This window comes from Pseudoduganella lutea (assembly GCF_004209755.1).
Taxonomy (GTDB): domain Bacteria; phylum Pseudomonadota; class Gammaproteobacteria; order Burkholderiales; family Burkholderiaceae_D; genus Rugamonas; species Rugamonas lutea.
The window spans coordinates 5,807,366-5,832,795 of record NZ_CP035913.1 but is presented as its reverse complement, the minus strand read 5'-3'; the positions used below and the strand labels follow the sequence as shown (position 1 = coordinate 5,832,795).

The window sequence follows — 25,430 nt, the reverse complement described above, 5'->3', positions numbered from 1 at the left end:
GAAACAACTGTCGAGCAAGGCGCCCCAACCATGCGCACCCGGTCTCGTCTTTCTTCGATTGGAACGTGTCATGTTGGCGTACGAACATCCTACCTATTTCGGCGGCATTGCCGCGCTCAATACTGTTCTCGGCCGTGGGCAGCTGTACGCCATCGTCGAGCACGGGGCTGGCGCGCTGGCGCCGCTGCTGCATGCCACGCTCGTCAGTGCACAAGTGCCGGCCTGCCTGGTGTCGCGCCGTGCCCGCCTGGATGAAACCATGTCCCATGGCGCCCTGCCGGACAACGGCCGCCTGACGCTGCTGGAACACGCCACCGGCCGTGCGGCCCGTGACCGTCTGCCCGAAATGGCCGCCGAACTGGCGCAATTCGGTGTCGACAGCGCGGCCGTCGTGCTGCTGGACCATGCGGAAACGCTGTTCGGCGGCGATCCGCGCGACGACGGCTCGGTGCTGCGCCAGCTGCGCGAGTGGGCTGCCCGCGACGACAAGGCCATCGTGCTGCTGCTGCGCGCCGAGGTTGCCGTCACCAGCACCCATGCGCCGGAGTTCGCCGGTATCGCCCGTGTCCATGGGACTGCGGACGCAGCGTGGGAAACCTGCCATTGGCACAACACCCGTGGCGTGGCGGGCGCGTCCACCCAGCGCCTGATGCGCGACGGTTCCGGCTTCGCGCTGGCGATTGCGCCGTGTGCAGCGCCGGCATCGCAGGCCGAGGAACCGGCCCTGCTGGTACTTACCGGCGCGCTGGCGCCGCACGAGCGGCACAAGGTGCGCTGCCAGGTCATGGACGACGCGGACGCGCTGGCCCTGGCTGCGGGCGGGCAATCGCCGGCCACGCTGCTGTTGCCATTTTCGCGCAGCGCCCCCTTCGACACGCTGGTGCGCACCGTGTATGCGCTGCGCCAGCAGTGTGCGCGCGACGTAAAGATCGTCATCCGCGAAATGGACATGGGGATGCGCCAGGCCCAGGAAGCGGTGCTGCAACGCGTCGGCGCCACCCTGGTGGTACCGGCCGGCATGCCGCTGTCCCGTTGCGTTGCATTGTGTGCGGCCCTTGGCCCGCAGATGTTCACCGGCGTGCTGCCGGAATCCGTCGATGCGCTGCTGGACGCGGCACCGGCGCGCCACCAGGGTTACCTGGCCCCCGCCGCCTTTATCGGCGCGCTCGACGACAGCTTGCAGCACAGCCAGCAATTGCGCGTCGAATGCGCGCTGGTGCGCCTGCGGCTGGCGCGTGGCGTGACGGCGACCGACGCGCTGCGCCAGTGCGACATCCGCCGCGCCGGCGACCTGGTAACAGCCGACGGCAAGTCGCTATATGTATTCCTGTACGCTTGCCACGAAGGCGATGTGGAAGTGACGCTGGAGCGGCTGTTCCGCCTGCCTTATCGCGACCTGTTCGATGGCGAAGCCCGTTTTCTCACGGCGCGCGATATCGGCCGCCAGCGCGACACCCTGGCCCGGAAGGCGGACCTGCTGCCGGACCTGGGTGCCGCCCTTGCCGCGCCCGCGGCACAGGCGGCCACGCGGATTGCCATGCCGGCACCGGCACTGAACGGTCCCGCGTCGTTCCGCTATGCCGCGCCGGCCCCGGCGCAACGCCGCACGCTCGCGCCGCGCACTCCCGCCACCCTGCAGGCCTGATCGTGACCGTGGGCGCCGCCGGCTAGCTGCTGGCGATCGCGCCTCCGCCGCTCCCCGCTGGTCCGTCCGCCGCCACGGGCCAGTCTACGAATCCTGTCCGCCCGCTCTGCCGGAACTGCGTGGCTCGGCCTGAACGGTTTCAGCGCTACAATCCGCACACCTGTTCAACCGAGCAAGAGCGAGACCGTTGAGCGACACCGATCCGCCACGCAACGCCACTCCCGCCGTCCCCCGGCTCGCGCTTGGGGGCTGGAGCTATTATTTCCTCGCCAAGCTGCTGCTGGCCTGGCGCGGCCTGATCGGCCTGCACGCGCTCGAGAACCTGGCCTTCGCCGCGCTGCTCGCGGTGCCCATCTCCGACCGGCGCCTGCGGCGGCTGCGCCTGGCACTGGCCATTCCGGCCGCCATCGCTCTGCTCTACCACGACTCGTTCCTTCCGCCCTTCTCGCGGCTGTGGGCGCAGCGCGGCCAGGTCGCCGGCTTCGGCATCGATTACCTGGCCGAGCTGGCCGGCCGCTTCGTCAACTGGCAAGTGATTGCGCTGCTGGCCGTGGGCTATGTGCTGGCCCGCATCGCCGGCACCTGGTTGCGGCTGGGCGCCGTGGCCGTCGCCGGGCTGCTGGTCATGGCACTGCTGCCGGGGCACGACGATGCCGCCTTGTCCGGCACCGCTACCTCGGCCACTGCCGCCGGCACTGTCGCCGGCACCGGCGCCACGGCGACGACACCGGACCAGGCACTGGCCGCGTTCTTCGACAACGAAAGCCGGCGCAGCGTACCGTTCGGCCAGGCCGGCGGCACACCGTTCGACGTGATCTTCCTGCACGTGTGCTCGATGTCGTGGGACGACCTGCGCGCCGTGAACCTGGACCGCCACCCGCTGCTGCAGAAGGCCGACATCGTTTTCCATCATTTCAACTCGGCCGCCTCGTACAGCGGCCCGGCCGCGATCCGGCTGCTGCGCGCGCCCTGCGGCCAGCCGCGCCACGGCGCCCTGTACCAGCCAGCGGCAGCCCAATGCCAGCTGTTCCCGGTGCTCGAACGCGCCGGCTTTGCCCAGAACCTGGCGATGAACCACGATGGCCATTTCGACGATTTCCTGTCGCTGGTGCGGCGCCAGGGCGTGAACGCGCCGCTGCTGCCGCTGGCCGGCTTGCCGGTGCCGCAGCGCGGCTTCGACGATTCGCCGATCCATGATGACGGCGCCGCCCTGGCGCGCTGGCTGGCGCAGCGCCAGCGCGATCTGGCACCGCGGACGGCGCTGTACTACAACACGATCAGCCTGCACGATGGCAACCGGCTGGTGGCGGGACCGGATGCCGGCAAGGGCAGCACGGCAACCTATGCGCGCCGTGCGGCCAAGCTGCTGGACGACCTGGACGGCTTCATCGGCGCCCTCGACAAGGCCGGCCGCACGGCGGTAGTGGTGGTGGTACCGGAACACGGCGCTGCGCTGCGCGGCGACCGGATGCAGATCGCGGGCCTGCGCGAATTCGCCACGCCGTCGGTCACCACCGTGCCGGTGATCGTGAAGGTGGTGGGGTCGCAGGCTTCGGGCGGCACGGTGCACGTCAACGACGCAACCAGCTACACGGCGCTGTCGCAACTGGTCGCCGCCATGGTCGCGCGGCCGCCCTTCGACGACGGCCGGTTCGCGCCGGGCGACTATACCGCCAACCTCCCCGTGACCCGGTTCGTGGCCGAGAACGAAGGCTCGCTGGTGCAGCAGCTGGACCAGAACTACTTGTTGAAGGTGGGTGGAGAACCGTGGCAGGTGTACCGGCCGTGAGCGGCTGTACAAACAACGGCGGTTGGTTCGATGCATTATCGATCCCCGGTTTGAAAAAGGCCCTGTACTCAGGGCCTGCTCGTAGGTCCATTCTCAGTAATGCCCGAGCGTCCAGGCTATCCCATCATTCAGTGGCCGATTCACAGGCGCCGGTCGCGGGCACCGCAATTTGCGTGAGTGCTTGCGCGCTGCACAAGAAATATTGGCTACAGTGTTGATTTATGGCTAAGATCGTACCAACACATCATTGGAGCGTCCATGTGCCTGTCGTTGGAACCTGTCTCCGCATGCCGGGTTGAGCTTTGCTGCATCGCGGCAGGCGTGTCCGTATGAGTATCCCGGACACCGGTCATCCCTACTTCGATAAGCTGATCGCCCTGGCCAGGGAGAGTGGCCCGGTCACCGTGGCACTGGCCCATCCCTGCGACGCCCATGCGCTGGAATCGGCGCTCGACGCCAGCCGGCTCGGCCTGATCCAGCCGATCCTGATCGGCCCGCGCGCGAGGATCGAGCAGGCCGCCGCCGATGCGGCGCTGGATATCTCGGCGCTCCCCCTCGTCGATACGCCACACAGCCATGCGTCCGCGGCACGCGCCGTGGAGATCGTGCGCGAGGGTGGCGCGCAGGCGCTGATGAAAGGCAGCCTGCATACCGATGAGCTCATGGGCGCGGTCGTTTCGGCGACCGCGGGGCTGCGCACCGCGCGCCGGCTCAGCCATTGCTTCGTGATGGACATTCCTGGCCATGGCGAACCGCTGATCATCACGGATGCCGCCATCAACATCGTGCCCGCGCTGGCCGACAAGGTCGATATCGTGCAGAACGCGATCGACCTTGCGCACATCCTGGGTTTCGGCGAAGCGCGGGTCGCCATCCTGGCAGCGGTGGAAACGGTCAACCCGAAGATGCCCGCGACGCTCGATGCGGCGGCCCTGTGCAAGATGGCCGACCGCGGCCAGATCACTGGCGGTATTCTCGACGGGCCGCTGGCAATGGACAACGCCATCGATCCCGGAGCCGCCGCGATCAAGCACCTGGTGTCGCCGGTCGCCGGCCGTGCCAACGTGCTGGTCGCACCGGACCTGGAAGCGGGCAACATGCTGGCCAAGAGCCTGTCGTTCATGGCCGGCGCCGGGGCGGCCGGCATCGTGCTCGGGGCGCGCGTTCCCCTGATCCTCACGAGCCGGGCCGATTCCGTCGCAGCGCGGCTGGCTTCGTGTGCGGTGGCCGTGCTCGTCGCCCGGCGCCGCCTGGTCGAGCCAAAGATCCTGGGTGGCTGATGTGCTGGCGCCGAACGATGCCGTGGTGGTCATCAATGCCGGATCGTCGAGCATCAAGTTTTCCCTGTTCCACGGCGCTGCGCTGGTGCCGGCGCTGAAGGGCAAGGTGGAAAACCTGTATGCCGGCAGGACACGCTTCACGGCCTTCGACGCCGCCGGCCGGCCGGCGGGAGAGCGTCTCTGGGACGGCACGCCGCTCGATCATGAACAGGCGATGGCATTCCTGATCGACCATGCCGGGGAACACCTGCAAGGGTTGCACGTGCGTGCGGTCGGCCATCGCATCGTGCATGGCGGCGCGCGCTACAGCGGCCCGCAGCGGCTGGATGGCGCCGTGCTCGAGGAGCTTGCAGCACTGACGCCGCTTGCGCCCTTGCACCTGCCGCATAACCTGGCGCCCGTACGTGCCGTGCTGGCGCTCGCGCCGCAGGTGCCGCAAGTGGGGTGCTTCGACACGGCATTCCACACGGCGCAGCCGCCGTTGGCACAGGCGTTCGCGCTGCCGCCAGCGATCACGGAGCGCGGCATCCGGCGCTACGGCTTCCACGGGCTGTCCTACGAATACATCGCCAGTCGCGTGACCGACTTCGCGCCGCACCTGGCTGGAGGGCGCGTCGTGGCTGCCCACCTGGGCAATGGCGCCAGCATGTGCGCCATGCGCTCCGGCCGCAGCGTCGCCAGCACGATGGGTTTCACCGCCGTCGACGGCCTGCCGATGGGCACGCGCTGTGGCGCCCTCGATCCCGGCGTGGTGCTGTACCTGATCGACGAGCTGGGCATGGATGTGGCGGCAGTGCAGCGGCTGCTGTACCAGGAATCGGGACTGCTGGGGGTTTCCGGCCTGTCGGCGGACATGCGCACGCTCGAGGCGAGCGACGATCCGCGTGCACGGCTGGCGATCGACCTGCTGGTCTACCGCATCGGCCGCGAACTCGGTTCGCTGACGGCCGCGCTGGGCGGTCTTGATGCGCTGGTGTTCTCCGGCGGCATCGGCGAAAACAGCGTGGCGCTGCGCGCCGCGGTGTGCCGCGATGCCGCGTGGCTTGGCCTCGCGCTGGACGAGGAAGCCAATGCCGTCGCCGGTGCCAGCGGCATCTCCCGCATCAGCGCCCCCGCCAGCAAGGTCGAAGCGTGGGTGGTGCCGGCCAACGAAGAACTGATGATTGCGCGGCATGCCGCTGCGCTGGTGGAGGAAGCATGAGCACTGAAACGGTCCATCCGATCCTCGAGGGAAAGCGCCACTGGCCGACGCGCATCGCGCACATGCTGACGCCATTACCCGGTTCTACGAGTGGGTGTGGAATCACCGGCCCCGCATGAGGAAAATCACGAAGGGATCACGATGACACGTTTCGCTGTATTGATCGCCAGTGCGGCAGTGTGCGGTGCGCTGGCATGGCTGCCGCATGGCGCCCAGGCAGCCGACAAGGTCGAGAAGCACACGGTCGATGCCAGCACGCCGGGCTCGAGGACCTTGCGCGGCAAGATACGCGGCTACGACACTGCGGAGTACAAAGTTCAGCTGAGGCAGGGGCAGACCATTACCGTCAACCTGAAGACGAACTCGCGGTCGAACTACTTCAACATCACGGCGCCGGGCGCGCAGGAAGCCTTGTTCAATGGCTCGATCAAGGGGCTCGAGTATCGGGGCAAGATCGAGCAGGATGGCGAATACACGGTGAACGTCTACCTGATGCGCAACGCCGCGCGCCGTAATGAACGCGCGAGCTATACGCTCACGGTGGGTACGCAGCAGTGAAGGAAAAGCGCATGAAATTCACGATTCCAGCCAGTGCGGTATGCCTGGCGATGGCGTCGCTGCTGTTCGCAGGAACGGCGTCGGCACAGGGGCGCACCGTATCGTCCGCGGTCGAACTCGCGCGCCAGTCGGCCAGCCTGAAACCGGGCGAGTGGGTGTGGGCGCCGCAAATCGCGCCGCAAGGCCCGGTGCTGGTGTATGTCGACCTGTCGAAACAGCTGGCCACTGTGTACCGGAACGGCGTACGCATCGGCGTGGCGACTGTCTCGAGCGGCAAGCCGGGATACCAGACGCCGACCGGCGTCTTCACGATCCTGCAGAAAGATGCCAGGCATCGTTCGAGCACATACAACAACGCGCCCATGCCCTATCAGCAGCGCCTGACCTGGGATGGCGTGGCGCTGCATGCCGGTGGGCTTCCCGGATACCCGGAAAGCCACGGCTGCGTGCACCTGCCCATGGCTTTCGCCAGGCAGCTGTTTTCCGCCACGCGGCTCGGCACCACGGTCATTGTCGCGGGCGATTCGGCACACCCGGTAGCGACGGGCGGCGGCGAAGTGCTGGCACCGTCCACGTCGGACATCGACCGCACAGCCGATTTCTGGACGCCGGAAAAATCGCCTGCCGGGCCTGTGACGATCGTGCTGTCCCGCGCCGACCAGGCGGCGGTCGTGCTGCGCAACGGCGTGCCGATCGGCCGTTCCGCCGTCACGCTGCCACGCGACGACGACGCCACGCACGTACTAACTCTGGCCGGGGGCAGCGGCGACGGGCAACAATGGATCTACGCGGGCGTGGCCGGCCACGAAGGCGAGGAAGGCCGGCCGGTGGACGAGGTGGCCCGCAACAGAGTAAACATCCCGCCGGATTTCTACGAACGCGTGACTGCGCTGCTGACGCCTGGCAGCACGTTGCTGGTGACCAGCGCCCCGCTGGGCGAAGGCGGCACAGGCAAGCAACTCGCGGTGCTGAGCGGGCAATAGCAACTGGCAACGTTGCACCCGTCACAGGGTGGGTTCGGCCTCGGCGTGGCGTTGCAGTTTGATCGCGAACCGGCTCCCGTGGCCTTTGCCGCGACTATAGCAATGCACTTCCCCGGCCTGCAGCTCGACCATGTTCTTGACCAGCGCCAGCCCGATGCCAAGGCCCGACCGGCTTTTGTCGGAGGCGCGCTTTTCCTGCGCAAACAGGTCGAACACACGGGGCAGCATGTCGCTTGCGATACCGATGCCGTCATCAGTGACCGATAATTCCAGCTGCTCCTTGTCCGCCCGAAGATCGATGCAGATGTGCCCGCCAGCGTTGGTGTAGCGGACCGCATTGTTAAGAAGATTGGCAATCACCTGGACCATGCGCTCCCGGTCACAGATCGCCAGCAATGGTTCGTCATCCATATTGACGGTCAGGTGGTGCCCTTTTTGTTCGAGCATTGGCTGGATCTGTTCGATCGCACTCGTCACGATCGGCTGGATCGGGTGCGCACCAATGTCCAGGTGGACCTTTCCCTGTGCAACGCGCGAAACATCGAGCAGGTCTTCAACCAGGCTCAGTATATGGCGGGCTTGCCGGGTGATGATTCTTCCCATCTGGCGTGCCTGCTCGCCACCGGGGCCTGCTTCCAGCAGCTGGGCTGCGGACAGGATCGGGGCGAGCGGATTGCGCAGCTCGTGCGCCAGGGTGGCAAGGAAATGGTCCTTGTTGCGCTCGGCGTCACGCATCAATTGCGCGTCCGCCTCGCGCTGTGTAACGTCGCGGATGACCATGACTTCGCCGAGCTTCTCGCCATCCGGGAGGCAGACGGGCGTCGTGACATTTTCGATGATCTTCCGCCCGCCCAAAGGATGTTCGACGATGACGACGGCGGCGCCATCGGATGCACTGGCGGCACGCAGCAGGTCGCTTTCATTGGGGCGCTGCAGTGCCGGGTCCACCACATGAAGAACTTCGCCGACCTCCCTGCCCTGCGCGGAGGCGGAACTCCAGCCAGTGATCTCTTCGGCCTTACGATTGACAAAACCGATATGCCCCACCGGATCGACGGAAATCACGCCGTCGCCGATCGATTCCAGGGTGACTTCCACTTTCTGTTTCTGTTCCTGCAGTCGCGCCTGCAATCGACGAAATGCGGTGATGTCCCTGGTGACCTTGCAGAACCTTGTTAACTGCCCGTGATCGTCGTGGATGGCGATGAGTTCTGTCATTGCCCAGAACATGCGCCCGTCCTTTGTCTGTCTTAACGCCTGTTCCTGGTAGGTTCCTTGCGCAGCCGCGCGCTGCAGGTTCCGTTCGGGCTCCCCACGCTCGCGCGCATCGGGCGAATACAGCATGCTGTAATGCATGCCGATGGCTTCTGCCGCGCTATAGCCTTTCATCTGTTCCGCTGCCGGGTTCCAGTACGTGATGTATCCGGCCGCGTCGGTCAGGAACACCGCGTAATCCGAGATTTTCTCCATCGCAAGATAAAAGCTATCTTTAATAACGGACGCTTGATCGGGTGCCATCGGTGCTCCGGTGCAGGAATCGAACACGGATCAGGTTACCACGACCACCTTGGTGGCTAGCATCAGGTCAGCGCGGATCGTGCGCTTCCATCCCGATTCTACTTTGGCACCTGAGCCATGCACGCCCGCGCTTCGGCCGTCTCGCGATCCCAGCATTGCACCGGCAGGTCGGGCCGCGGATGCGGCGTGCCCTGGCCATCCATGCGCGCGATGACGGTATTCCAGCTGCGCACGCCATGCCGGTCCAGCTCGAGGCGCAGCAGCCAGCCAGTGTTGTTGTCCACGTCCGTGAAGCTGTCGAAAACAAAATTACCGAGGCTGTAGACGATCGGCTTGCCGCGATAGCTTTCCACGTCCTGCGTGACGTGCGGATGGCCGCCGATCACCGCATCGGCGCCGGCATCGATCATCAGCCGGGCCAGCGCTCTCTGGCGCGCGCTGGCCTGCGGTTCGTGCTCGATCCCCCAGTGCATGAAGGGAATCACCAGGTCGGCACCATGCACTTCGCGCGCCTGGATGATGTCGCGGCGCACCTGTTCATCCTCGCTCCAGGCGATGCCCGGCTTGTCGGTATCGGCCTCGAAACTGCGCGGGAAGAATTCGTTATAGCCCACCAGCGCGATCCGCAAGCCCTTCCGTTCCACGATCAGCGGCGCGTGCGCCTCCGACAGGTCGCGACCGCCACCGAACGCGCCGACCCTGGCCTTGCGCAGGCGATCGAGCATTTCGGCAAACGCCGCCGCGCCGAAGTCGCCGCTGTGGTTGTTGGCCACGCTGACCGCATCGAAATGGCGCTTCACCACGGCCATCGTGCGCGGGTGGGCCAGGAACGTAAACGGCTTGTCTTCCGCGATGCCACGGGCGGCAATGACGCACTCCAGGTTCGCGACGCGGATATCGGCCTCGGCGAGGATCTTGCCAAACGGCGCCAGCGGATCGCGGCCACGCGCGATCGATTTGCCGGGGCCATCGGCCAGCATCACGTCGCCGACGATCGCCAGGATGACCGGCTCGCCGGCGTCGTCCTGGGCGGCGGCAAACGCTGCCGGCAGCAAGAATGCGGCACAGGCGGCGAGCTTGCGCGCATGGGCGGCAAGGCCGAGCGCCTGCGCGGCGAAGGCGCGGCGCTTCACGCCGCCACCTCGCGCAGGGCGCAGTCGTAGCTGAACTCGCGGCCCAGGCGGGGCTCGTACACGTACACGGTGCCCGTCAGGCCGGGGCCGTCGTCGTGCTGGAGCGCCGGCGCGACATACCTGGCCTGGTGGACCAGGCGCAGCTTTTCCCCGCCCTGCTCCGCCCCACCGCGCACGGTTTCGTAATAGGTGTAGAGCTTCACATACTCGACCCCGCTGGCATCGCCCACCACGACCGCCTTGAAGCGGAAATGGTTGATTTGCCGGGTCGCGACCGTGTAGGGATCGGACGTCGGCGCCACTTCGATACGCGTTGCGGTGTCCCCTTGCGCCAGCTGGCACACGAGGCGCGGCGCGGCGCTTGCCGAACCACCCGCCGCCAGGGCGATGCAGAACAGGAGGCCGTTCGACGGCGTCCTGCGGGAAGAAGAAATCACGGTAAACCTTGCTGGTGAGGGCGGTGCGTCGCGGACCGCAAACCCGGCAGTATAGGTGTTAAATAACGAAAAGTAAGTATTATTTCCTTATTGACATCAGTATCGTTCCTAGGTCCCGAACAGATGAGGCAGATAACACCGGCAATGCTGGGCCAATGTCTAAAATCTCCCAGGCTGAATTAAGTCATGAAAAATCACGAATCGCCAATGGAAATCATGGATGCGTCGTATGCACAAAAGCGCCTGGTTTGCAAGACGCTCGTGCAATACGCTCGGCTCTCGTCTTGACTTCAGCATGGAGAGTTCGTATGGCTTTTTTGAGAAATTGCTGGTATGTGGCAGCGTGGGATCACGAAGTGGGCAAGGATGACCTGTTCCACCGCACATTGCTGAGCGAGCCGTTGATGTTTTTCCGTGACACGGCCGGCGTGCCACACGCCCTGCTCGACCGCTGCCCGCACCGCTTCGCGCCCCTGTCGAAAGGCACCCACAAGGGCAACTGCGTCAAATGCCCATATCACGGGCTCGAGTTCGATGCCACCGGCGCCTGCGTCCACAACCCGCACGGCAACGGCGTCATTCCGAAAGCCGCCGTGGTGCGCGCCTACCCGACGGTGGAAAAGTACAGCATGATCTGGGTCTGGATGGGCGACGCCGACAAGGCTGATCCCGAACTGATTCCCGACTTCTCATGCATGGACCCGGCACTGAACTACGTGGGCAAGCGTTATCTGCATGCGCGTGCCAATTACGTGCTGGAGACCGACAACATCCTCGACCTGTCCCACATCGAATTCCTGCACCCGGGCACGCTGGGCAGCCCCGGCGTCAAGGACGCGGTCACGCGGGTCGAGCAAGCAGGCAACCAGGTCACGATCTACCGCAGCACCATCAATGACCACATGTCGCCCTTCCTGTACGACGCAATGGGACTGCCACAGGGAATCGCGGTCGACCGGTGGTTCGACGTGCGCTGGAATGCACCCGCCTGCATGCTGCTCGACGCCGGGGCGACACCGACCGGGAAGCCACGCGAACACGATCCGGGAGCGCCAATGTTCCCTCACCTGTTCAGTCCTGAAACCGAAAGCTCGACGCATTACTGGTATGCGACGACGATGGCGCGCTGCGCCGGCCCGCACGGCGAAGCAGTGGTGGAGAGTATCGTGGCGGGCGCAAAGCAGCCATTCGAGCAGGAGGACCTGCCGATGCTCGAGGCCCAGCAGGTGGCGATCGGCGACCGCGATTTCTGGTCGATGAAGCCGGTTCTCCTGGCAACGGACGCCGGTGCGATCCGCGCGCGGCGCGTACTCGACAAGCTGATCGCCGAGGAACGCAGCGCGGGAGAACGCGGATGATGCGGGTCGGACTATCGAAGGTTCGGTGGCCAGCAGATTGAAGCTGCACGTGGATCTGCGTGCTGGAACTGGTAGTTGCACAGGTAGGGCACTTCCGCCGTTCGCTGCAGGCGCCCTTTTAAAACACGATCCGCCCCGATAGTGCTACGTGCACACTGGCAGTATTTCGAGAATTCAATACCATCGTGGCTGCTCGAGGCTGCGGTAATTGCCGGATCTACCGACCAAGGGCATAAAAAAGCCCTGAAATCCAGGGCTTAGTATTGTTGAACTGCCTGTCAATGCCTGAGCATTCAGGCTAGCTCATCATTCCCCCTCAACTATCAATTGGTTTCGACAAGTCGCTGAATCCGTTAGCGAATCTGGCAGCCCCTACCGTCCGGATAGCATTGGAAATACTTTGACTGCTGAGTCGCTCCGACTACGAGCTCTGAATCTCTCATTACGACAAATATTGCTCAGCAATTTGTGGAGTTGCATGATCAACGGGAGGCCTGTGAAAGCGGTCGGGCTTCAGCAAAAGTGACATATCGTACCGATAGGCTGCTTCCGAAGTTTCGGTTCGAACTCGACGGTATCTGTTCAACTAGGACAGCCAACAAGTAGTCTAGCAATTATATCGATCGGCGGAAGGCGGACAGCCGAGCATCAACTATCACATAGCTCCAACAGGAATTTTGCGTGTCGTTGAAATTTTGAAGGTCTGCTGTCCGCCGTCTTAAACCTTTAACCAGGAAGCGGGATGCTGCTTTCCCTGCCCTGGGAAGCGGAGTTTAGCTGGCCAGTTTGGCAGCGCAGTTCGCAACGAGAGTAGCAGTATCGCCGTAGCGTTTTGAAGGCATTGAGCACGGCCGACATCTGATTGGAAAGCAGTGGCGACGTAGCTTGCGAGCGTCTCAAGATGTCGGAAATCTTTACATCTGCGTTTCCGGTCGAATGGTCAACCTGTTGATTCGAAACCGAAGTACCGGATAGGCATGGACCTTGCTCGATCTGAGGGCAAGGGGTCGAAGGATCGATCTCTAGTTATCAGGTACCGTCGCCATCGCGACAATATCCTGGCCAACCATGCCGCTTACTAAGGAATCGTCAATGGTTAAGTTTAGCGCGAGGGTGTCTATAGGTATGGGCCTAGCAGTCTGCACGGCCCTACTACTTGCCGGTGCCGCCGCAGTCAGGGCACAAGGCACCGCGCAGCCTGCAGCGAACCAAAATCAGCCTGGGGGTGACCCCAAGGCTCAGGCTGCAGCCGCTGCTAAAGCAAAGGCCGATTTAGCAGATGCTGCCGCTGCGAAAGCAAAAGCCGATGCCGACGCTGCTGCCACTGCTGCTGCAAAGGCGAAGACCGCCGCTGATGCAGCTGCCACTGTCGCGGCGACAACAAAGACCGAATCCGATACCGCGGGCGCCGCAAAAGCAAAAGCCGATGCCGAGGCCGCTACCACTACCGCCGCGATAGCAAAAACCAATGCCGATGCTATCGCCGCTGATGCAACTACTGCAAGAGCCGAAGCCAATATCGCCGCCATTGCCGCGGCAAACGCAAGGGTCGCGGCCGATGCAGCATTGGCTGCAAGGCAAAGCTCGGATGCGGGCGGTTCGACTGATACCAACGAGCCCGATCTGACGGTTAAGACCGAATGTGTCTTGGTTAGCGACTCCGGCTTGCTAGGCACCCTGATTCGCGACAGCCCCAAAAACGACGCCAGTGTTATAACAGGTACCGGCGCGTCAGATAAATGCTCCATCCTAGAGGGGCGACAGGGAACGCTGAACGGTACTGGCGACTTAACAATCGCAGTGAACCGCGTCAGCCTCCAAGCCTTCGTGGATGCAAAGAAGAACGAGCCGGGCCAACTCGTGCTATTCTTAAACGGTGTCGAGCTGCTCACCGATGGACGGCTAATCGGGTCAGAACAGAACGCTACCATGACTGCACTTCGGTTCCGGATCAGCCAGGGTAAGGAGAGCCAATTGCTGTGGTCAATGCTGTATGCCGACGGCGCATTGTACGAAGCCCGTCCGCTGCGTGCAGCACTCGGCTGGAAGGCAGCAAGTGCAGCCAGGTCTTCAATCATCCCGACTCGACCGGAGATAACTGCTAATGTGCAGGCTACGACTGTGCTTCAGTTGTGGTTGGCCGTCTTGCTTGTGGCACTGACCGTAGGGGCAGTGTTCTACACTGCCACTAACAACGACGCACTGCGCGATGCCAAGTTACCCGCGTGGTGGCACGACGCATTAAAACTAAGAAGAGAAACTGCACGAAAGCCACTCGCTGACCGCGAACAATATATCGCCGGACTGTTCCCGCTGGTGCCAAGGACCCCCGCGGATCTTACAGCATACCAAACGCTAGCTGAGAATGCGCTCGCCGGCCAACTGGTGGCGCCGGCCGACGTTCAGACAACGTCGATCGGCTTGGCGTTGCGGCCCAAAGCGCGCTGGAAACCACCGCGAGCTACATATAGCCTCAGCAGAACGCAGCTAGCGTTATGGTTTACTTTTACCGTCGCCGCTGGATTGTTCCTCTGGATGCTGTACGGTGATCTGCGCCGCATCGACGGATCTCTATTGGGGCTACTGGGAATCAGCGGCGCCACAGCGGGCTTCTCGTGGATCGCTGATAGAAACGGGCCAGACCGCCCCTACGTACCTTCCCAGAGCTTCCTACATGACCTAATGACCGATTTCGATGAACGCCAGCAGATGTATCGCTATCAGGCAGTCATCGTCAATTTGCTACTCTTGGTGGTCGGCGTGATCCACGTCGTCGAGCAACTAAGCTATCCGGTATTTGATGGTAGCTGGCTCATTTTCCTGGGCATCAGCGGCGCCATCTACGGCACAGGCAAAGGGACAAACGAAACTTAATTGGGATATCCAGGCGCCTCAGACTACCCCACCGTACGAATCGTCCGCTGATGCGCCCGGTGGTTTCACGCCTGCATGCCGTCCAATGCCTTCGACATGAGTCGACCCGGCACGCAATGCCGCATTGCTTCGGCGTTTTTCGCGCTCCAATCAATACCGGCCGGGATACGCCCGGTCATCCGTAAGCGGCCAAGCACGCCACCTTCCAGGCAGGTTTAATTCTGGGTAAATTCAGAAAACGGTAGTAAGGAGTCGATTTTGCTGTTTGGGCAGGTGGCCAGTTTTCGAGCGTTTGAGCGAGCCAGCGTGCTGGGTCCAGGCCGCTGAGCTTTGCGGTAGCAAAAAGGCTTCGGATGGCGGCGGCACGGCGGCTGACGCGCTCTGAGCCGATAAAGAGCCAGTTCTTTTCGCCGATGGCGATGGGGCGGATCGCGTTCTCGACCGGGTTGTTGTCGATCGGGAGGTGGCCCGCAGTGACGTAGCATTGTAGCGCCGGCCAGCGCTTCAGGGCATGGTCGATGGCCTTGGCCGTGCCGCTGCCGGCGGCGACGGTGCGCTAGGTCGCGAGGGGCCAGGCGTGCAGGCGGTCAGCGCTGGCACGGCCTGCTGCTGGCGCAAGGCGAGGCGCTGTTCGGGTGTCATGTCGTGCGCCAGTTGTTCGATGGCGTACAGCTGGGCGATACGGCGCAGCGCTTCTTCGGCCACGGGTCTGGCATTGGCGGCATGCACTTCGAAAATTTGCGGCGGATCTGGGCCAGGCAAGCCAGCTCGACAGGTCCCTGCCCAAACAGGGCCTTGTAGCCGATATAGCCATCGACAAGATGGCCGCGCCAGTTTTGCAGGAAAGCGCGAGCATGGGCGCCTGCGCGGCTTTCCTGGTAATCGAAGATGACGATGGACGAGACATCCTCCCACTGCCGGTGCGATACGCCCACAGGTATGCCTGTTTGGTTTTGCCGCTGCCCGGATCGAGTTGCCGGATCGGTGTTTCGTCGGCATGCAGGCAACTGCGTTGTCGGAGCAGTTCGGCAAGCCGGTCAGCCAGCAGTTGCACTGTAACGCCGATGCGCCCGACCCAGTGCGCAGCGTCGAGCTGGGTAACTGCACACCTTGGCGCGCACCGATCTGTGCGATCCGATACAGCGGCAGATGATCGAGGTACTTGCTTGTCCCGACCCACGCCAGCAAGCCCACGGAAGCGAGGCCGCCATTGATCACCTGCAGGGATGGGTGCTGCCGTTACGGTCTCGCAAGCGCGGCACGCGTACTGTGCGCGGATGTGGCGATGCACGAAGAAACGTGCCGACTCTACATCCAGTTGCTCGCTGATGTCCTCGCCGATCTTGACCAGGCCGGCGCCACATTGGCCGCACTAGCAGGATTCGGGCTCGTGCCGATGTTCGATGCGCGGCAGTTCTGGCGGCAGCGTCTGGCGGCCCGGGGGCCTGCGGATGGTCTTTGCCTTGGGCAGCGTCTCGTTTTCCAGCTCCTGCTCGATGGCGGCTAGGTCCATGTCGACTATCTCTTCAAACAGCAGCCGCTGTTCGCCAGTGAGTAATCCGCTGGCTTTGCCGTAAGGAATTTGCTTCAGGTAGGCCAGCTCTCGCGTCAACGCCTCGATCTTGAAATCTTTCGCTGCCAAGGCTGCATCCTTGCTCGCCAGTGCCGCCTGCTGCTGCTCGAGCAATGCCCGTACCTGCGCTAGGTGGCAGGATCGATATTGACGCGGGCGAGGTCATCAAGCAGGTCCATGGCGAAGAAGTGTAGCGGGCTGCACTGACGTTTACAAGCGAAACCGCCTACAGTCGCCATGCTGCTGGGGCAGGCGCCGACAGGCGCTACCAATCCACACGCATCACCAGCCACTGCCATTGCTCGGCACTAATCTGCCAACTGGTGTCGCCGGCCTCCGGCCAGACAAACTGGCCACGATGCAGCTGGCGCAAGCACACACACACGCCAGTGCCATCCCAGCATGCGAGCTTGACGCGGGTGCGGCGGCGGTTGCTGAAGACATACGCCGTGCCATCGCACGGCGCACGCCCCCAGCGCCTGCTGTAAGTGCAGCAACAAGCCATCGATACTGGTGCGCATGTCGACAGGCGCCACTGCCAACCAGATCGCATCGGCCTGCAGCTTCACCGCAGTCCCGGCACTGACGCCGCTGCCTGCACCTGCAGTGGCAGCAGTCGCTGGCCCTGCGCTTCGCGATCGGCGCGGCGCGCCCAGTACGTGAGCCGCTCCAATGAAAATCCCTGCTGTTCGGCATACTCCCGGGCAAACATTGCGCTGTTGCGCCACTGCGCGATACGTTCGCGCCATTTCGATTCTGGTACTCGTCGACCGGCCATGACTATCCTCGAAGTTGTGATACCCGAGTTTCGCCATATTGCGGTTTAATTCATTGGTGGGTGGGCTGGCCGCTTACACAGCAAAGGTGAACGCGATAGCAAGACCGCTGCCGACTAGCGATTGAAGTAGATGCTTTCTAATCGACCTAGCATACTCTGTGCTGCCAGAGCCTGCGAGCCGTTCCTAGCTAGAATGGTCGAACACGATGAAGTAAAGACCCTTAAGAACCATACGTTTCCCGAAGTGCTCTAAGGGCTGAGCTGATCTGCGATGTCGTAGCCGTCGCGCGTTACACTAAAGACTTGGCGTTTCGAGTCCGCACTTCGCACCAACCCGTTGCTCTCTGGTTCGCCCAAAGCTCCTTCCAATAGCGCAACAGGTGTGCTGAATCCTCTACCAGGTTCTCGGCGCCGTAGGGCGGCGGAGCCGCTCCCCTTGGCGGCGTGCGGTCTGCCGCGCTGCTACGGCAAGCCGCCGTCCTTAATCTGTAGGTAAGCTCGCTGCATCATGTCCGAATAGTCGTCGCGCCAATTGAGGGGCATGAATGAGTTAAATTTCTCCAGCAGCAGCTTGTTGATGTCGTCGTTGACCGGTTTGGCTGCGGTGAAATCGTTGGCGATCGGGCTAGGTGCGAGCACCATGTAGAAGCCCACAACCCACGGATTGGACAGAATGCCGAATAGCGAAGACAGCGTAGGGAAAAATTTCTTCATCGCCAAAGCGAAAGCCAGCGTAGCCGGGTCGAGATATTTTCCGATCGTCTCGTCGAACATCGATTCGCCCAAGTCGCGCATGCGTTCCTGATCAGACGCTGTCCAGCCCGCCTGGGAATTGGCGGCATACAATTTGTCGTAGCGTTCGCCCCATTCCTGCGCGGCGCCGAAGGCCTGTTGCGGTGTCGTCGCCGCGGCGATCGCCTGTTTCACTTTCACTGAACATGCCGACCATCCATCCGTTGCGGTACAAATCATGACTGTCTCCTTGAGTGAGTAACGAAAATTGCTTGAATGAGAATCAAAAATGCAGTCGCGTGAGGCCCGCCTGGGGGAGGGCCATACTATTAGCTGTGCGCGCGGAGATCAAGCTCGGGAGTGGGCCAGGATTGCGGCATGGTCCAGGCCAACTTTGCCGGCCTTCGTGCTTTGGACGCCTAACGCATAATTCTTGTGCTGAAAAACTAAATTGAGGGTCGGCAGTACCTGAATGAATATCAGGACAGCCAGCACGACGATGAAGAGCCCCAAGTCCAGGTCTTTTGACATGGTCACCGGTGCCAGGACCGGAACTTTTTGCTTGAGACGTGCGGCGGTTGGAGAGGGGGGATCAGTTCTACCATGCTTTTGCTCCTAGAAAGTAAATAGGCATTACCACGGCCTTGGCCGCGCTGTTCCGGGAGCGGACCGCGCCGTGCCGATTCAGTCCACAATCCGGCACCACGTCACGCCTTTGGCGGCAACTCCGGCTCCAGCTCATCCGGTACGTGCATCGACTCGGTCGCCAGCTCCGTCTTGCAAATCGAGTAGGCATATACCACCTTGTCTGCCGGCTGCGTGGTTGTCCACTTGAACAGGCCGCGCCGCACCACCTTATCCCCATCGGCGCCGGCCGTCACATGGGTGCTCAAGCCCTCCGGTTGCGGCGCGGCCGAGTGCGCCGCGCACCAGGCGGTCTGCGCTTCGGGGTTGACGCCAAGGAGCGAGTACAGGGCGTCCGGCGCCGGCAGGGCTGACTGGGCGCGCACCGGGATCGCCACACGCACCGAACCGCCCCCTGGCGAAAGCGTCGACAGTGCCAGCAAAAGAACGTCGCCGTCCGCCAATCGGGCACCGCTCGCGTCGGACAGGATCGTCAGCGGCAAGGACAGGTACACGCCGTTGTTGACCAGGATCGCCCCGTCCAGGTCCGGCGACGTCGCGAGACCGAACTTGAGCGGCGTGACGCCTTCAGCGCGGCCTGACTTGCGCCTTACCGTAGCCGTCAGGACGAATTTTGGATGGCGATTGTCGGCGGCGAAGGCGCGCAACACGAGCGATTCCGCGGGTGTTGCCGAGGGCCTGTCGATCCACAGGCTGAACGGCTTGCTCTCGCTGTCGTCGGCAGTACCGCTCATGGCCTTAACACGCGACAAGCGCCGGTCAAAGGCCGGATCGCTGAAGAATACGCTGCGTTCGATCAGCGGCAGGGGATAGTCGCCGGGCGTCAGCCCGGGAAGTGCTAGCGCCAGCTTACGCAGCGCGGCCGGGTCCAGCGAGCTGGGTGCAACGTAAGCAGGCAATTCGACGTTAGGATGCTTGCCGTCGGCATAGGCACCACTGTCGATGAGCCAGCCGCACTCGAAGCGCCCGCCGGTGGCCCAGTTCAACGGCGCAACCGGGCCGGCCGGCACAAACTCGAGATGGCTGTCGTCGACCGCACGCACGCACGCGAAGGCGATCCATGCTTCACCCCAGCGCAGGCCTGAACGCACGCTGGCCCTGTTCTTTTCCAGCGCATCGAGCACGAAGTGCGCGGGCCGATCGAGGCGCGGTGGCTTTCCTTTGGCGCCGGCCACGAACACTTCACACGCCACGCGCACCGCGCCGCGCCACTGTCCCTCCTGATTGGCCGCGACATGCTTCACGCCGGCGCGCGTTGCCTTCCCGAACAAGATGATCCATGGCGGCATGCCGCTTGCCGCCGGCTCCGCCGCCAGCATGTCCCAGGCGCCCTTCAGCGCCAGGCACGATGCGCCGGGGAGCGCATACCACGCCACCGTGCGCCGCCAGCCGGGGCCGTCGCCGGTATTGGGTGGCGTGGCGGCCGGGCGCGGCGTTCGCATCGCGCGTGTCATGGCGCTGCCCGCCAGCGCCTGCACGTCCTGCCTTCCGGGCCCCTCGCCCCAGGTGCTGAGCAGGCGCAGGCCGGATTCGGTCATGCACCCCATGCGGGTCGGCAGATCGATATCTTCGATTACAGGAGGCAGGTACGTTTGCATGCGCGCACTGCCCTGCTTTGCCAGCACCGGGTCCATGCGCCCGATGGCGGCGGCCACGGCCGCGCCGGAAGGAGCCAGCGGCCGTACCGCCACCGCACTGTCGTGGGCGCGCGGACTGGCATCCTCGGTGCCGCCTTTCGCCACCGCGAATGCGACTTGCTCCCACTCCTGCAGCCACACGCTGTCGGCCGCCACTTCGGCATCGCCCAGCGTAAATACCTGCCCGGCCACGCGCGCCGGTGTCAGTCGCCCCAGCAGTCCGGCCAACCCCGCCTTGGCGTGCTGGAACGGCGATCGCGGCGCGTACCCCGCGTGCAATGCGGCCTTGTCCGGCCGTTCCGTGCGCTGCTCCGGCTCCGGCCAGGTCTGCCTCCCGTCGATCGCAAACGTGCTGGACGAGCGAAGCGGGCGCGAAGCGAAGGCCAGCTGATCGCGTCGCCTTTGCGGCAGCTCGATCCGGACAAACTCGCCATGACGCAGGACCAGGAACGTGGGTTCGCCGGTGAACTCCATGGCCAGGGAAAGCAGCGCACGCGCATTCATGCTCTGCCCCGCATCGATTTCGACTTGGCGCGTCCCGACCCCGCTTGCGTCGCCAATGATCAGTTCGGCCACGTCAGGTATCGCGTCGCGAGCGCCACCCGCATCGACGGCTGGCTGAATTTGCACCGTTTCCACTTTCACCGAAAACTGCGCGCCCTCGCCGTTCGACTGAACAAGGACGCCCAACGCCGCCAGGCCTGGCGCCGGGTCCTCAAGTATGTACGAGCCCAACATCACCGCTGCGCGCGGAAAAGGATGGGGAATCCTCGGGCGCGCGCCGGCCGCGCCCGGAAACTGGATCTGCTCGACATGCATGCCCGCCTCCGAGAGCCTGCCGTCGGTCCGGAACCAGCCCGCGCCGAGCGCCGCGCCCGACAAGGATCCGGAGGCTACCGCGGCGCGCCCGAACGCAATGTCCATCGCCGGCGCCGGGGCCGCCAGTAGGCCGGCCGGCGTGGCGCCGGAAAGGTCGAGCCGCACCGGCGTTGCCAGCACGTCGTGGCGCGACATTCTCAATGTGCCATTGACGGACTGCCGCTGCCCGAGGTCGTCGCGCAATTTTTTCAGGTGCTCGCCCTCGCGCAGGGCGCCGATAAAGGGCAGGTGCAGCGGCTGGAACAAATCGGCCTTGGCTAGCGGGCACAGCGCGCTCATATTGCCGAGCATGAGCCAGTCCTCGCCCAGCGCCCCAATCTGCTTGCCCAGGCCCGGCTCGAACAGGCCGCTGAACGCGTGCGCCACCTGGCGTACGCCGTGATTGGGGAACTCCGACGAGGAATTGCCACCGGTGTAAGACGGGGTAAAGCCGAAGTGCGCGGACTGTTCCTTGATGGTCGCCGCCAGGCTGGCGGCGCCCCACAACTGCAATACCTGAAGGCAGCGCACCACGCGCCGCGGCCCGCTGTCGTTCCGCTCCCAGGTCAGCTCGTGGGTCGCCTCAGCCAGCCATGACGCGGGTGCGCTGCCTGCCTTCGGCGGCAGCAGCGCCAGGCCCCCACCGTGCGCCGCCTGGACCAGGGCGCCGGACAGGCGGTGATCCGACAGCAGGAAGGTCGCCGTGTGGGTCACCTTGCGCGGCACTGCGAACTGTACCTGCACGCTGTTGGCGGCCCCGATCGGCACTGGGTCAAGGTCGGGCCAGGTGACCAGGCTTGCGCGCCGCAGCGTGCCGTCGAAACGCAGCTGGTCGTGACGGATCGTGCGGTCCGAGTGCATCAGGTGCGACACGCGCAAGTCTCCTGCGGCCAGCACCAGTTCGGCAAAATGGGAGACGATCTGGCATTTGCCGTCGGCCGCCGGCGTTCCGAGCGTCAGGCACACGACTCCCTGCTCGATATGCGCATCCTTCACTCCTGGGAAGATCGCGATGCCTTTTCCCGAAGGCTCATCCAGGCACACCGTGCGGCGCAGGTCGTCGATGTCGGCGTTCCAGGTGCTGTGGTTGCCGAACCAGTCCAGGCTGGCGGCAACCCGGAGTTTCCGCGGCAAGCTCAGCGTTTCCGTAATATCCGCACGTACGCCCTTGCGCATGGCGGCGCTCAAGCCCAGCGAGCGCAAGCGCGCCTTTTTCAGGTCGATTTCGAGCGCGGCCAGGCGCAGCTCCAGCACGCCGAGTTCGGCCGCAGGCGAGGTCCACGTCACCGTCGGCCCCGGGGCAATGTCCTTCAAGTCCACCGTGGTCCGCGCGCCGAACAAGGTAACGTCGAACTGCGCGGCCAGTAGATGGATGCCGTCCGGCCTGAGCACGGGTTGCGCCGACAACTGCGATACCCCGCTGGCGATGACGCTTTCCTCGTAGGTCGCATCCAGGTCCCAACTGATTCGGCCGGACGGATCGTCGAGCGCCTCGATCGATGCGAGCATCAGCATGTTGGGCGTCGTTTCATGCTTGAATGCGAGCGCCACCCGGCAGGAAGAATTGGACGAGTGGCTTGGATTGTCGGCGCCGATCGTCAGCGCGCCCTGCACGGTCACTTTGCTGACCTTGCCGCTGGCGTCGATTTCCACACTGCTCAGGGCGGCTGGCGCAAACCTGAAAATATTGTGCATCGGCAACGGTCCGAGGGCCGTCTCGCCCAGCGGATACAAAGACCAGGTCCAGCCCTGCGCGAACGTGTCCAGGCGCGCGTCCCGCGCAGGCGGCGTCCAGGTACCGGCGCCGCTGCCGGGCATCGGCAGGTCCGTCAATGCCAAGCGCCACTGCACGCCGCCTGTGCCGCCGATGGCCAGCGGGACAACGGTACTGGCGAGCGAGAGCCCCGCGCCGTTCTCGACCTGCAGCTCGCGCCGGTTGATGCCGGCGCTCGCCTGCATGGCACTGGCCCAGCCCACCCCACGTGCATCGACTACCGTCTTGGCCACCACCCGCTCGGCGAAGGTCCAGCCGAGCAGGCGTGCGTTGCCCTGCCCTATCTCCACCGAGCCGGCGGTGGCGAAACCGAGCTTGGCATCCGGGCCGGCCAATAATTTGTCCCCGCTGGCCGACCAGACCCAGGACGTCGTCCGGTGTTCGAAAGTCACCAGCCCCATCTGCAGTTTCTTGCCTGTGACGGTCACCGTTTCGCTGACCGTGGCGTTGGCACTGAGCACGCGCGGCGCGGACAGCGCGGTTGGTTCCATTGGGATGGCGCCGGCGACCGCCCCCGGTCCGAACATCAAGTCGGAGGCGGTCGCGGCGACCTGGCGCAAACGCACCTGTTCCATCCACAAGGCCTTCAATTCCAGCGGCTGCAGCGCCGTCACCGCCGGAGGCGGAGGCGGGGAATCGACGCCAGGAGGCAATGGGAGCGTCGCGCGCGCGTAGACTTCATCGAGCAACGGCAATCCATAGTGTCCCGTGGCCTGGTAGCGCGCTGGGGATTCGGCCCGCAGTTCGATTCCCGGCAGTGAGAGTACGACCAGCGCCTGATCCTGCGCGGCCCTGAACCGGCTGCGCTGGAGCGTGTCGATCGACGGCGCCATCGCCGCTGCATGCTTAAACGTCAGCTGGCCAGCCGCCTGTTCGAACAATGTCAGCGAGCGGCTCGCATGGGGGAGCGCGGACGTGGTATCGGAGCGCGTGGCCGGCATGCACTGAATCGCCGGCAAACTGGGGTGGCGCAGCCACGCCCGCAGCACCGGCACCGGTGCTGCCGACAGTACGGCGAAGTCGACCGTGAAGCCAAAATCCGGATCGAGGGTGGGCGCACGTGTAATGCGCGGCTGCGCAGGGTCGTCCCAGCCGGTCGCCGGTCGCACCGGCGCAATCAAGACTAGGCCGTTCAGCTTGAACGGGGCCGGCCTGCTGGCGTCGGCCCGGTCAAGCACGATGTCGAAGAATGCGGTCGGATCCGCCTCCACCACCGGCAGCGCATCGTGGCCATCCGGTGCGCGATTGGCAAGCCACACTATGCCGGTGGCCTGCGCAGTCGATTGGCGCATCGCGATCCTGGCGCTGTGCGGATCACCCGCGGCGAACAAGATGTGAATTTCATAGTCGCCGGGACTGTCGATCCGTACGCTCCAGGGAACCTGTAGGCTGTCGCGATCAGGCGCATGCAGCTCGGGCCGCCGCAATCCGACCTGCATGCTTCCGTGCGCCCGTACCGGGTCCGCGTGCGCTGCAAGGCGCGCCGGTAGAGCCGGATCGGCTGCCAGCGGCAACTCGACCCAGCCCCCGGCTTCCTGTAAAAACCCGGTCAATGGCGCCTGGTCGAACGGCGGCTGCAAGCCGTAGGCGCGGCGCAGCGCCGACCGGGCCTGCGCCGGCACGTGCACCATCGCCAGCGGATCGGTAAATGTCAGTATCTCGCGGCCGGCGGCGCCGGTCGTATAGCTGTACTCCAAGTCCGAACCGTTGATGGCAGGCGTATCGAACGCGATCTGGTTGCCGTTCCGCGTGATCGACACATTGGCCGGGGTGAGTGTCATGAGCATTTCGGGCGGTAGCAACTGGCTTTCGGGCGGCTGGTCCGCCAATGTGATGCGCAGCAAACCTGGCGGAAGCTGGGCCTGGGCCCAACTGAGTTCGAGCTTGCCGTTGGTCCTGCGCCTTACCGGCCAGCTCAATGCCGGCGCCAGGTTGCCAAAATCAAATTCGAGGCGGGACCAGGCCGTCACCTTGAGCCTATCGGCCATCGCACGCATCGCCTGCCACGTTTGCCGCCAGGCCGCCGTACTGTCGGGCGTCTGGCGGTCGGGCAAGAGTGTCAGCGTAACCTCGTCATTCCTGGTATCCCATGCCAGCCTGGTCCGGGTCGCAATCGCTGCCCCGCCGTCCGGGGGCTGCACGCTGGCGGTGTATTCGATGCCATGGCGGTCGAAGTCCACTGGATGTGCCGAATCGAGGAAGGGCAGCAATCCGGCCAATGCATCCGGTTTTGGCACAGTCAGCTTGCCGACCGTGCTCTCGAACGGTGCCACGAACATTGCGGACGCTTTGAGGCCGCCATTCTCCGGCTGCGCGCGTAAAGGCGTTATCTCGATCCGGCTTGCCTCCACCAGCGCAACCTTGGCAGACCTGCCGAATACCGACAATTCGAACGTTCCATTTTCATCCCCTCGGGCGACGAACAGGTCGAGCAAGGTGGGATCGTAAAACCTGACAGTGCCTTCCGCTGTGTCCATCAGTCGATGGATGCTGCGCATGTGCAGCGTGCGCATGGCATGCACGCCGGGCGTCAGGTCGTCCTCGGCCCCCACCGCTTTGGGCACCCGCGCCGCGCGCGCATTGATTTCCCACAGCGCCTGATTATCGTGGTGCGGGCCGACGACGAGAATACGGCCCAGCCTGGTATCGGTGTTCAT

At 64.2% G+C, this 25,430-nt stretch carries 15 protein-coding genes and 1 pseudogene; 8 read left to right on the top strand and 8 right to left on the bottom strand.

Going from position 1 to position 25,430, the window contains the following annotated elements; genetic code table 11:
- Positions 1 to 70: 70 nt before the first annotated feature.
- From EWM63_RS24740 to EWM63_RS24715, 6 genes are all read left to right on the top strand, one after another.
- Positions 71 to 1,645 (top strand): BcsE family c-di-GMP-binding protein, encoded by a 1,575-nt coding sequence (locus EWM63_RS24740; RefSeq protein WP_165390908.1) that lies wholly within the window; start codon positions 71 to 73, stop codon positions 1,643 to 1,645.
- Between the two features lie 187 nt (positions 1,646 to 1,832).
- Complete coding sequence (gene bcsG, locus EWM63_RS24735) at positions 1,833 to 3,434, top strand: cellulose biosynthesis protein BcsG (protein WP_165390907.1); 1,602 nt, start codon at positions 1,833 to 1,835, stop codon at positions 3,432 to 3,434.
- A 329-nt stretch (positions 3,435 to 3,763) separates the two neighbouring features.
- A complete protein-coding gene (locus EWM63_RS24730) occupies positions 3,764 to 4,714 on the top strand; it encodes a phosphate acetyltransferase (protein ID WP_130188894.1) in 951 nt (316 codons plus the stop codon).
- 4 nt (positions 4,715 to 4,718) lie between these two features.
- On the top strand, positions 4,719 to 5,915 hold the full coding sequence (locus tag EWM63_RS24725; protein WP_130190602.1) for an acetate/propionate family kinase: 1,197 nt from the start codon (positions 4,719 to 4,721) through the stop codon (positions 5,913 to 5,915).
- 141 nt (positions 5,916 to 6,056) lie between these two features.
- A complete protein-coding gene (locus tag EWM63_RS24720; RefSeq protein WP_130188893.1) occupies positions 6,057 to 6,473 on the top strand; it encodes a hypothetical protein in 417 nt (138 codons plus the stop codon).
- Positions 6,474 to 6,484: 11 nt separating this feature from the next.
- A complete protein-coding gene (locus tag EWM63_RS24715; RefSeq protein WP_130188892.1) occupies positions 6,485 to 7,456 on the top strand; it encodes a L,D-transpeptidase in 972 nt (323 codons plus the stop codon).
- A 21-nt stretch (positions 7,457 to 7,477) separates the two neighbouring features.
- Here EWM63_RS24715 and EWM63_RS24710 read toward each other — a convergent pair whose 3' ends face one another.
- The 3 genes from EWM63_RS24710 to EWM63_RS24700 all read right to left on the bottom strand — a co-directional run bounded on the left by EWM63_RS24710 (position 7,478) and on the right by EWM63_RS24700 (position 10,544).
- Positions 7,478 to 8,974: a sensor histidine kinase gene (locus tag EWM63_RS24710; protein WP_130188891.1), complete on the bottom strand. Its 1,497-nt coding sequence runs from the start codon at positions 8,972 to 8,974 to the stop codon at positions 7,478 to 7,480.
- Positions 8,975 to 9,072: 98 nt separating this feature from the next.
- A complete protein-coding gene (locus tag EWM63_RS24705; RefSeq protein ID WP_443094125.1) occupies positions 9,073 to 10,029 on the bottom strand; it encodes a CapA family protein in 957 nt (318 codons plus the stop codon).
- Positions 10,030 to 10,103: 74 nt separating this feature from the next.
- Positions 10,104 to 10,544 carry a hypothetical protein gene (locus EWM63_RS24700; protein ID WP_130188890.1) on the bottom strand — a complete coding sequence of 147 codons (441 nt, stop codon included), beginning with the start codon at positions 10,542 to 10,544 and terminating at the stop codon, positions 10,104 to 10,106.
- A 308-nt stretch (positions 10,545 to 10,852) separates the two neighbouring features.
- Between EWM63_RS24700 and EWM63_RS24695 the strand changes: the two genes are divergently transcribed.
- Together EWM63_RS24695 and EWM63_RS24690 are read left to right on the top strand one after the other, a co-directional pair.
- Complete coding sequence (locus EWM63_RS24695; RefSeq protein ID WP_130188889.1) at positions 10,853 to 11,902, top strand: Rieske 2Fe-2S domain-containing protein; 1,050 nt, start codon at positions 10,853 to 10,855, stop codon at positions 11,900 to 11,902.
- Positions 11,903 to 13,027: 1,125 nt separating this feature from the next.
- Positions 13,028 to 14,776 (top strand): hypothetical protein, encoded by a 1,749-nt coding sequence (locus EWM63_RS24690; RefSeq protein WP_207221146.1) that lies wholly within the window; start codon positions 13,028 to 13,030, stop codon positions 14,774 to 14,776.
- Positions 14,777 to 14,991: 215 nt separating this feature from the next.
- On the opposite strand, the pseudogene tnpC reads toward EWM63_RS24690, so the two are convergent.
- The 5 genes and pseudogenes from tnpC to EWM63_RS24665 all read right to left on the bottom strand — a co-directional run bounded on the left by tnpC (position 14,992) and on the right by EWM63_RS24665 (position 25,430).
- Positions 14,992 to 16,528 (bottom strand): annotated as a pseudogene (gene tnpC, locus EWM63_RS24685) (IS66 family transposase).
- 86 nt (positions 16,529 to 16,614) lie between these two features.
- On the bottom strand, positions 16,615 to 16,854 hold the full coding sequence (gene tnpB, locus EWM63_RS33070) for an IS66 family insertion sequence element accessory protein TnpB (RefSeq protein WP_207221145.1): 240 nt from the start codon (positions 16,852 to 16,854) through the stop codon (positions 16,615 to 16,617).
- Positions 16,855 to 16,914: 60 nt separating this feature from the next.
- On the bottom strand, positions 16,915 to 17,127 hold the full coding sequence (tnpA, locus tag EWM63_RS24675; protein ID WP_130188887.1) for an IS66 family insertion sequence element accessory protein TnpA: 213 nt from the start codon (positions 17,125 to 17,127) through the stop codon (positions 16,915 to 16,917).
- Between the two features lie 462 nt (positions 17,128 to 17,589).
- Entirely contained in the window at positions 17,590 to 18,099 is a 510-nt protein-coding gene (locus tag EWM63_RS24670; protein WP_130188886.1) for a hypothetical protein, read from the bottom strand.
- A gap of 467 nt (positions 18,100 to 18,566) precedes the next feature.
- A complete protein-coding gene (locus EWM63_RS24665) occupies positions 18,567 to 25,430 on the bottom strand; it encodes a hypothetical protein (protein ID WP_130188885.1) in 6,864 nt (2,287 codons plus the stop codon).